Genomic DNA, 8,098 nt, shown 5'->3' with positions numbered 1-8,098 from the left:
ATAACGCTTATCCTCCCAACACCCACACTCCACAATCCCCCTAATAATCCCCTGGTTATCTTCCAACACCCAGGAAAGCTCCGCCTCGTTCCAAACGGCTACCCCATGGTCAATAATATGCTTTATCAGCACCAAATCAATCCCGCGTTGGCGGAATTGCGGCGCCACGCCCAACATAATCAGGCGCGCATCTTTAATTTTCCGCCACGCACGCAAGGCTTTCCACACGCGCCACGGATTGCATAAAGAGCCTTTCAACTCTTTGAGCGCATGGTTCATATTGGGTATGGCAATATAAAATCCGGCCGGCTCTCCATCTACTTCCAACACGCAAGTCCCCTCGGGGCGCACCACCATTTTCAACTCTTGCACCACGTCGGCCATTTCTTCTTTTGTCATGGGCACAAAGCCCCAGTTTTCCGCCCACGCGCTGTTATAAATGCGGCGGATAATTTCCGCCTCCTGCTCAATATGTTTTAGGTTTAAGCGCCGCAGCGTAATCCCTTTGGCACGCATACAACGCTCGCACACTTTTAGGAACCGCGGGGAAATCTGTTCGTTTTTAGTGCGGTGGAACGCCAACACATCTTTTATTTTGGTAAAGCCCTCTTTTTCTATCAGCTCCGCATAATACGGGAAGTTGTACGGCATCATGATTGCGGGCATCGTATCAAACTTATTGACGAGCAAGCCGTACACATGGTTGCTGGACGGATTAGCCGGGCCGCGCACCGCCTGCACCCCTTGCGCGCGGAGCCACGCCTCTCCCGCGCTAAACAAAGCGTGGGAAACTTCCGCATCTTGGATAACATCAAAAAAGCCGAAAAAGCCGATATTTTCGTGGTGGTACGCATTGTGCGCGTGGTTGACTAATGCCATAATACGCCCGGCCAACACGCCGTCTTTATAGGCCAAAAACATCTTGTTTACGGCGTGCGCCCAAAACGGGTTTTTAGGGGAAAGCAAGCGCCGCGTATCGGCCTTTAATTCCCCCACCCAATACGGCGAATTTTTGTATAAATCAAACGGAAAATTAATAAATTGGGATAAATTTTTATCCGTCACTTCGCAAACGGTAATCATAACGCTCCTAAACAAAACCCCGCCTAAGCGGGGTTTTTGTAAGTGTAAAACTTATTTAATAATGCCTACGGCGCGGCCCGCTTGGGCGAATGCGTCAATAATTTTTTCAACGTGTTCGTCCGTATGCGTGGCCATTAAGGTCAAGCGCATTAGCGCATGGCCGGGAGGCACGGCGGGGCTAATTACCGGGTTAGAGAAAATGCCCAGTTCGTGCAAAGAGCGCCACATTTTGAAGCAGTTTTCATTACTGCCGACGTGTACCGGCAAAATGGGGGTGGTGCTGGTGCCTAAATCGTAGCCTAAATCTTCCAACCCTTTTTTGAGTTTAGCGGTCAGGCGGAACAAATTATCGCGGCGGGAAGTGTCGTTTTCAATCAGTTCCAGCGCTTTGGTAATAGAGGCCACACAAGCCGGCGGCAATGCGGCGGAAAAAATCTGGCTGCGCGCATTGTGGCGGATATAGTGGATAATGTCCGCATCCCCCACCACAAAACCGCCCACCGTGGCAAACGTTTTAGAGCAGGTACCCACCACTAAATCCACTTCGCCGTTTTCCAGGCCGAAGTATTCGCAAGTACCGCGCCCGGTTTTACCGATAATCCCCGTAGCGTGGGCGTCGTCCACCATTATGCGGGCGCCGTATTTTTTGGCAATTTTTACAATTTCCGGCAAGGGGCAAATGTCCCCTTCCATACTAAAAACGCCGTCCACAATAATCAGCTTGCCCGCTTCCGGCGGCAGTTTAGATAAAACGCGGTCCAAATCCCCGGGTTCGTTGTGCTTAAAGCGCACCATTTCCCCGTCGGAAAGTTTCACGCCGTCCAAAATGCTGGCGTGGTCCAGTTTATCCACAATGGCGTAGTCGCCCTTTTTAATCAGGCAGGAAACTACCCCTAAATTCATTTGGTAGCCGGTAGAAAAAATCAACCCGGCTTCTTTGCGTTTGAATTTGGCCAAGCGTTCTTCCAACGCATCGGCAGCCTTGGTGTTGCCGTTCAAAAAGCGGGAACCGGCACACCCGGTACCGTATTTAAGGGCGGCCTCGGCGGCGGCTTTTTTCATTTCGGGGTCATCGGCCAGGCCCAAGTAGTTATTAGAGCCCGCCATAATGTACTTTTTGCCGCCCAACATTACCTCCGGCCCTTGCGCGGACTCAATCGGCTGGAAATAGCCGTAAATGCCCATACGCATGGCCAGTTTGGCGTCTTTATAGTTTTTGCATTTCTCAAAAATATCAGCCATGTTTTTATCCTCTTGACGCAACACCGCACCGCGGCCCGAAAGCCGCCAGGCGGGTTATTTACTTACCTTTTTTATAATATTTGTGGTGGAGCGGCCCTTCAATAAGGCAAAACGGACCACCTTTTTTGCAAATTCTCGGCCCACGATTTCGGAAGGTTTATAATCCCCCCCCTTTACCAATACATCCGGGCGGACCAGTTTTATTAAATTATACGGGGTGTCTTCTTCAAAAATACATACGGCGCTGACGCTTTCCAACGCGCCCAAGACCAGCGCCCTATCCCCTTGCGTGTTTACGGGCCGGGTGGGGCCTTTTAAGCGGCGGACGGAGTCGTCCGAATTGACCCCCACCACCAGCACGTCCCCTTTCGCGCGGGAAAATTCCAACACGCTTACATGCCCCGCGTGCAGAATATCAAAACAGCCGTTGGTAAATACAATTTTCTGCCCGGCGGCGCGCGCGGCCTCTACAAATTTTTTCAAGGCCCGGCGGCCCATAATTTTATTTTTTGCTTTCATCTGCTTTTTTTTCTTCACGCATCATGCGTTCAATTAAGCCCGTATCCATATTCCCGGCGATAAATTCCGGGTTATTCACAATTTTTTGGTGGAACGGAATGGTGGTGCAAATCCCACCGATTTGGAACTCGCCCAAGCAACGGCGGCAGCGGGCCAACAAATGTTCGCGGTCCGGCGCGGTGACGATGAGCTTGGCAATCAGGCTGTCGTAATAGCTGGGAATGGTGTAGCCCGTATACACATGGCTGTCCACGCGCACGCCCAAACCGCCGGCAGGTATCCATTCCGTAATGGAACCGGGGCAGGGAGTGAAGTTCATTTCGCTGTTTTCCGCATTAATACGGTGTTCAATGGCGTGGCAACGCACGGCGCCCGCTTCTTTTTGGGAAACGTGCAACGGCTCGCCCTGGGCAATTTCAATTTGAAGTTTAACCAAGTCAAACCCGCAGACGGCTTCCGTGACCGGGTGTTCCACCTGCAAGCGGGTGTTTACTTCCATAAAATAAAATGCTTTATTTTGCGCCATTAAAAATTCCACCGTGCCGACCCCGCGGTAATGGGCGGCTTTGGCCAGTTTGCAGGCGGCTTCCTGCAATTTGGCGCGGGTGGCGGCGTCCACAAACGGGGACGGAGATTCTTCCACCAGTTTTTGGTGGCGGCGCTGCATACTGCAATCGCGCTCCGCAAAGGCTACCACGTTGCCGTAGTTATCGGCGGCCATTTGCACTTCAATATGGCGGGGGTTTAAGACCAATTTTTCAAAATACATCCGGTCGTCGCCAAAGTTGGCTTTGGCTTCCCCTTGCGCGGTTTTCATCATTCTATCCAAATCTTCTTCTTTCAAACATTCGCGCATCCCTTTGCCGCCGCCGCCCAACGCGGCTTTAATCATAATCGGAAAGCCGATTTTGCGGGCCACTTCGTGATAGTTCTTGCCTACCACGCCGTTGGAGCCGGGCGTTATCGGCACGCCGCCTTTTAAGGCAATTTCGCGCGCGGTGGATTTGACGCCCAACATTTCAATCGCTTCTGCGGTCGGCCCGATAAACGTAATACCGGCCTTGGTGACGGCGCGGGCGAAATCGGCATTTTCAGACAAAAACCCATACCCCGGGTGAATGGCATCGGCCCCGGTAATTTTGGCCGCGGTCACAATGGCATCTATATCCAAATAGCTCAAGGGAGAGGGCGCCGCACCGATACAAACGGCTTCATCCGCCATGCGAACATGCATAGAACTGCGGTCCGCCTCGGAATACACGGCCACGGACCGAATGCCCATTTCTTTCAGCGTGCGGATGACACGCAGGGCAATTTCGCCGCGGTTGGCAATAAGAACTTTCTTAAAAGGAGTAATTTTTACCTTGGTAGACATTCCGCGCTCCTAGGGTTCAATAAAAAATAACGGTTGGTTATATTCCACCGGCTTGCCGTCTTCGGCCGCAATCACGCGCAAGATGCCCGCCACCGGGGCCGTAATGTTATGCTGTTTGGAAACCGTTTCCACCACGCCTAAAGTTTCGCCTTCTTTCACTTTGGCGCCTTCTTTAAGAAGCACATTTTTGCCTTTAGCGGCCGTTTTATAAATGCCGATAGCCGGCGCACACACGGCAGAAAGGGAACAGGTAAATTTGGCAGGTTCAGGCAGGGCCTCGGCGGTTTTTACTTCTATGCAATCGCCGTCTTTTTCGTAGCAAAATTCGGCCAAATCGGTAGTTTTAAGCCAGTCAGTCACTTCTTTAATCAACTTTGTATCCATGGTTTTCCTCTGGTTGATAATTAAAAACTCTTTGTTTTATTTTATCATTTTTTTACGGGGTACTAATCCTTTTTTGCGCAGGTAAAGGTTTGGGCAAAATGATAAGGTGGCTATATGAAAACATTAAAAATAGGATTAAAGCTGTTTTTTTGGCTATTCGTTTGCCAACTGCCCGGCCTGGCGGGCGCCCGCTATGTGCCGGAGGGCTTGGCGTGGTACCACACGCTCACCCCGCCGCCTTTTACCCCGCCGGATTACGCCTTTGGCCTGGCGTGGGGGCTCCTATATATATTGTTAGGGTTCAGCGCCTGGCTTGCCTTGCGCCCCCCAATACCCGGCAAAGCGCTGGGCCTGTTTTTAGTACAACTGTTGCTAAATGCGTGCTGGACTCCGCTGTTTTTCGGCCAGCACCAACTGGGACTAGCGCTCCTATTACTGGGGCTTATGGTAGCGGAGCTGGTTTTCCTAGTGCGGGCTTTTGGCCGTTTGAGCCCCCGGGCGGGCCGATTGTTATGGCCTTACGGCGCGTGGCTATTGTTTGCCTGCTACTTAAATGCCGGATTTTGGCTATTAAACGCCTAATAATAAATAAATATCCCCCGGACCGCTTTTGGCCCGGGGGTTTTATAAAAAAAGTGCCGTTTATTTGCGCTGGCGGTAGCGGTTGACCAAATCAAACCCTAACTTCATGGTTTTATAGAAAGTGCTGTCTAATAAAGTAGACACATTTTCTACAAAATCAAACGCGGGGCGGGTTTTTTCCACATTTTCCGCGGATACCATCGCCAAATACTCCACACTTTCCGCCGTGCGGTACAGCTGGAGCATCGTGCGCACAATAAAAACCACCAAAACCACAAAGGCCACAACGGCCACTAAAGTACACCATTGGTAAAAGTCCATATTAACCCCCTTTCCTTTTTTCTAATTAAACCAGTTTAGCGCGCGGCCGTCAAGCCCCGCCCAAAAACGGAAAAAAGACCCATATAACCGCCTAGGCCCTCCGGCCCTCCTGCCATTTTTCCGACGGAAAGGCCCAAAATTCCGTTTTTCGGCCGGCCGTTTGCGTTTGCGGAAACCTACCAAACGGTAAACAGATTTTTACTATTTTTTAAGCCAAAACAAAGCCTTAAAAAACCTAGTCAAAAAAAATTTTGACTTTACGCTCCATATAAACAATAATGTTTCTTGTACCTGTTTGGCCGGATTTTGCAATCAACCGGCAAGCCGGAAAACCAATCGGCCCGTTATTTGCATAGAAAGTATATTTTTTGCAACAATAATCAAACATGCCGTTTTACTACCGCGGTACAATATTATTCTAGGAAAGTTATTTATGGAAAATACAGAAGTGATTACCAGCATTGTAAAAAGAGACGGTACCACCCAGTCTTTTGACCCCAAAAAAATCACCAGAGCTATTGCCAAAGCGGCGGAAGCTACGGGAGAATTTGATGCCGAAACCGCCAAGAAATTAACGATTCGCGCCATTAACATCATCCAACAATTATATGCGGATACTATCCCCAATGTGGAAAACGTGCAGGATATTGTGGAAGACGTTTTATTAACTTCTAACTACCACAAAACCGCCAAAGCCTATATTTTGTACCGGGACCAACACGCCCGCATGCGTGAAATTTCGTCTAAATTTAATGTGGATTTAGTAGACCAATATTTGCAAAAAATTGACTGGCAAGTAAACGAAAACAGCAATATGGGGTATTCTTTGCAGGGGTTAAATAACTATATTTCCTCCGAAATCAGCAAAGTATACTGGTTAAACAAAATCTACCCGGAAAAAGTGCGCCGGATGCACTCGGAAGGGGATTTTCACTTGCACGATTTGGGCCTTTTGGGCGCCTACTGCGTGGGTTGGGATTTGCAGGATTTACTGCTCAACGGTTTTAAGGGCGTTGTAGGCAAAGCCGAAAGCAAACCCGCCAAACACTTGCGCACTGCGCTGGGGCAAGTGGTCAACTTTTTCTATACGTTGCAGGGCGAAAGCGCCGGCGCGCAGGCGTTTAGCAACTTTGATACTCTGCTCGCCCCGTTTATCCGCTACGACAAACTTTCTTACGAAGACGTCAAACAGGCGTTGCAAGAATTTTTATTTAACGTAAACGTGCCTACCCGCGTGGGTTTCCAAACGCCGTTTACCAACCTGACGTTGGATTTAACCGTTCCGTCCTATTATAAAGACCAACCGGTTATTATCGGCGGTAAACTGCAAGATAAAACGTATGGGGACTTCCAGCCGGAAATGGATATGCTCAACCGCGCTTTCTGCGAAGTAATGCTGGCCGGGGATGCCAAAGGCCGCGTGTTTACGTTCCCGATTCCGACGTACAACATCACCAAAGATTTTGATTGGGATAACCCCAAACTGACCCCGCTGTGGGAAATGACGGCCAAATACGGTATTCCGTACTTTGCCAACTTCATTAATTCCGACATGAACCCGGAAGACGCGCGCTCCATGTGTTGCCGCTTGCGCATTGATAACCGCGAACTGCGCAAACGCGGCGGCGGCCTGTTCGGCTCCGCCCCCCTCACGGGTTCTATTGGGGTAGTGACTATCAACCTGCCGCGTTTGGGGTATTTGTCCAAAACGGAAGACGAATTTTTCAACAATTTGAAAGACCGCATGGAAGTAGCCAAAACCAGTTTGGAAATTAAACGCAAAATTATTGAACGCTTTACGGCGGGGAATTTGTACCCGTATATGAGCTTCTATTTGCGCTCCGTAAAACAGCGTTTTAACGAATACTGGAAAAACCACTTTTCCACTATCGGGCTGGTGGGCTTAAACGAAGCCTCCCTCAACCTGATTGGGGAAGACATCGGCACGGAAAAAGGCAAAAAATTTGCCGAAAAAACGCTTACTTTTATGCGGGAAACCCTGGTAAAATTCCAGGAAGAAACCGGCAACAACTATAACTTGGAAGCCACCCCGGCCGAAGGTACCTCCTACCGTTTGGCTAAGTTGGATAAAGAACGCTACCCGGAAATTATCTGCGCCAACGAAGCGCTTTACAAACAAGGGCACCCGCCGTTCTATACCAACTCCTCCCAACTGCCCGTCAACTATACAGACGACGTATTTGAAATGTTGGATTTGCAAAGCACTATCCAATCCAAATACACGGGCGGAACCGTACAGCACATCTTTACGGGGGAAAGAATTAAAGATTTGGAAGCGATGAAGAAATTCATCAAAACGGTGTGTGAAAAATATACTTTACCGTATTTTTCCATTACGCCTACTTTCAGCGTCTGCCCCAAATGCGGCTACATTGAAGGCGAACATTTTGAATGTCCCAAATGTAAAGCCGAACGGGTGCAAGAACTGGAACACCAGATTAAATTGCTGGAAGAACAGCTTTACAGCAAATAATTATATCCTTTTTAGGTTAAGCATAATCTAAAAAAGCAGTTGTATCCGCACGCGCAAAAGCGCTACCCTATAAAGGTAGGGCCGCCGCGTGCGGACAA

General features: G+C 49.4%; 8 protein-coding genes. 2 read left to right on the top strand and 6 right to left on the bottom strand.

Features of this window, described 5'->3' with window-relative positions:
- The 5 genes from ACQY18_RS01025 to ACQY18_RS01005 all read right to left on the bottom strand — a co-directional run.
- Positions 1–1,083: N-acetyltransferase family protein (locus ACQY18_RS01025; protein WP_428038507.1), on the bottom strand; the 1,083-nt coding region annotated here is incomplete at its 3' end.
- Between the two features lie 51 nt (positions 1,084–1,134).
- Complete coding sequence (locus ACQY18_RS01020; RefSeq protein ID WP_428038506.1) at positions 1,135–2,325, bottom strand: aminotransferase class I/II-fold pyridoxal phosphate-dependent enzyme; 1,191 nt, start codon at positions 2,323–2,325, stop codon at positions 1,135–1,137.
- Between the two features lie 54 nt (positions 2,326–2,379).
- Positions 2,380–2,844, bottom strand: coding sequence for a D-glycero-beta-D-manno-heptose 1-phosphate adenylyltransferase (rfaE2, locus tag ACQY18_RS01015; RefSeq protein ID WP_176778148.1), 465 nt, complete (start codon positions 2,842–2,844; stop codon positions 2,380–2,382).
- Positions 2,828–4,219, bottom strand: a complete 1,392-nt coding sequence (gene accC / locus ACQY18_RS01010) for an acetyl-CoA carboxylase biotin carboxylase subunit (protein WP_428038505.1) — start codon at positions 4,217–4,219, stop codon at positions 2,828–2,830. The genes rfaE2 and accC overlap by 17 nt, the downstream gene beginning before the upstream one ends.
- 9 nt (positions 4,220–4,228) lie before the next feature.
- Positions 4,229–4,603, bottom strand: coding sequence for an acetyl-CoA carboxylase biotin carboxyl carrier protein (locus tag ACQY18_RS01005; protein WP_428038504.1), 375 nt, complete (start codon positions 4,601–4,603; stop codon positions 4,229–4,231).
- 114 nt (positions 4,604–4,717) lie between these two features.
- Here ACQY18_RS01005 and ACQY18_RS01000 point away from each other — a divergent pair, with 114 nt between their 5' ends.
- The gene (locus ACQY18_RS01000) at positions 4,718–5,185 is read left to right on the top strand and encodes a TspO/MBR family protein (protein WP_428038503.1); all 468 of its coding nucleotides are present in this window, start codon (positions 4,718–4,720) and stop codon (positions 5,183–5,185) included.
- A gap of 60 nt (positions 5,186–5,245) precedes the next feature.
- On the opposite strand, the gene ACQY18_RS00995 is transcribed toward ACQY18_RS01000, so the two are convergent.
- Complete coding sequence (locus tag ACQY18_RS00995; RefSeq protein ID WP_428038502.1) at positions 5,246–5,506, bottom strand: hypothetical protein; 261 nt, start codon at positions 5,504–5,506, stop codon at positions 5,246–5,248.
- 448 nt (positions 5,507–5,954) lie between these two features.
- Between ACQY18_RS00995 and ACQY18_RS00990 the strand changes: the two genes are divergently transcribed.
- Positions 5,955–8,000 (top strand): ribonucleoside triphosphate reductase, encoded by a 2,046-nt coding sequence (locus tag ACQY18_RS00990; RefSeq protein WP_428038508.1) that lies wholly within the window; start codon positions 5,955–5,957, stop codon positions 7,998–8,000.
- Positions 8,001–8,098: the final 98 nt, after the last annotated feature.

Origin of the sequence: Candidatus Avelusimicrobium faecicola, from assembly GCA_900540405.1 — a bacterium.
Lineage (GTDB): Bacteria > Elusimicrobiota > Elusimicrobia > Elusimicrobiales > Elusimicrobiaceae > Avelusimicrobium > Avelusimicrobium faecicola.
Note: the sequence above shows the minus strand (reverse complement) of the source record. Positions and strands in the feature narration are given on the sequence as shown.

What these genes read in the sequence shown, in the direction of transcription:
- ACQY18_RS01020 (WP_428038506.1), bottom strand. Translation starts at nt 2,325, where the DNA reads ATGGCTGATATTTTTGAGAAATGCAAAAACTATAAAGACGCCAAACTG.
- rfaE2 (WP_176778148.1), bottom strand. Translation starts at nt 2,844, where the DNA reads ATGAAAGCAAAAAATAAAATTATGGGCCGCCGGGCCTTGAAAAAATTT.
- accC (WP_428038505.1), bottom strand. Translation starts at nt 4,219, where the DNA reads ATGTCTACCAAGGTAAAAATTACTCCTTTTAAGAAAGTTCTTATTGCC.
- ACQY18_RS01005 (WP_428038504.1), bottom strand. Translation starts at nt 4,603, where the DNA reads ATGGATACAAAGTTGATTAAAGAAGTGACTGACTGGCTTAAAACTACC.
- ACQY18_RS01000 (WP_428038503.1), top strand. Translation starts at nt 4,718, where the DNA reads ATGAAAACATTAAAAATAGGATTAAAGCTGTTTTTTTGGCTATTCGTT.
- ACQY18_RS00995 (WP_428038502.1), bottom strand. Translation starts at nt 5,506, where the DNA reads ATGGACTTTTACCAATGGTGTACTTTAGTGGCCGTTGTGGCCTTTGTG.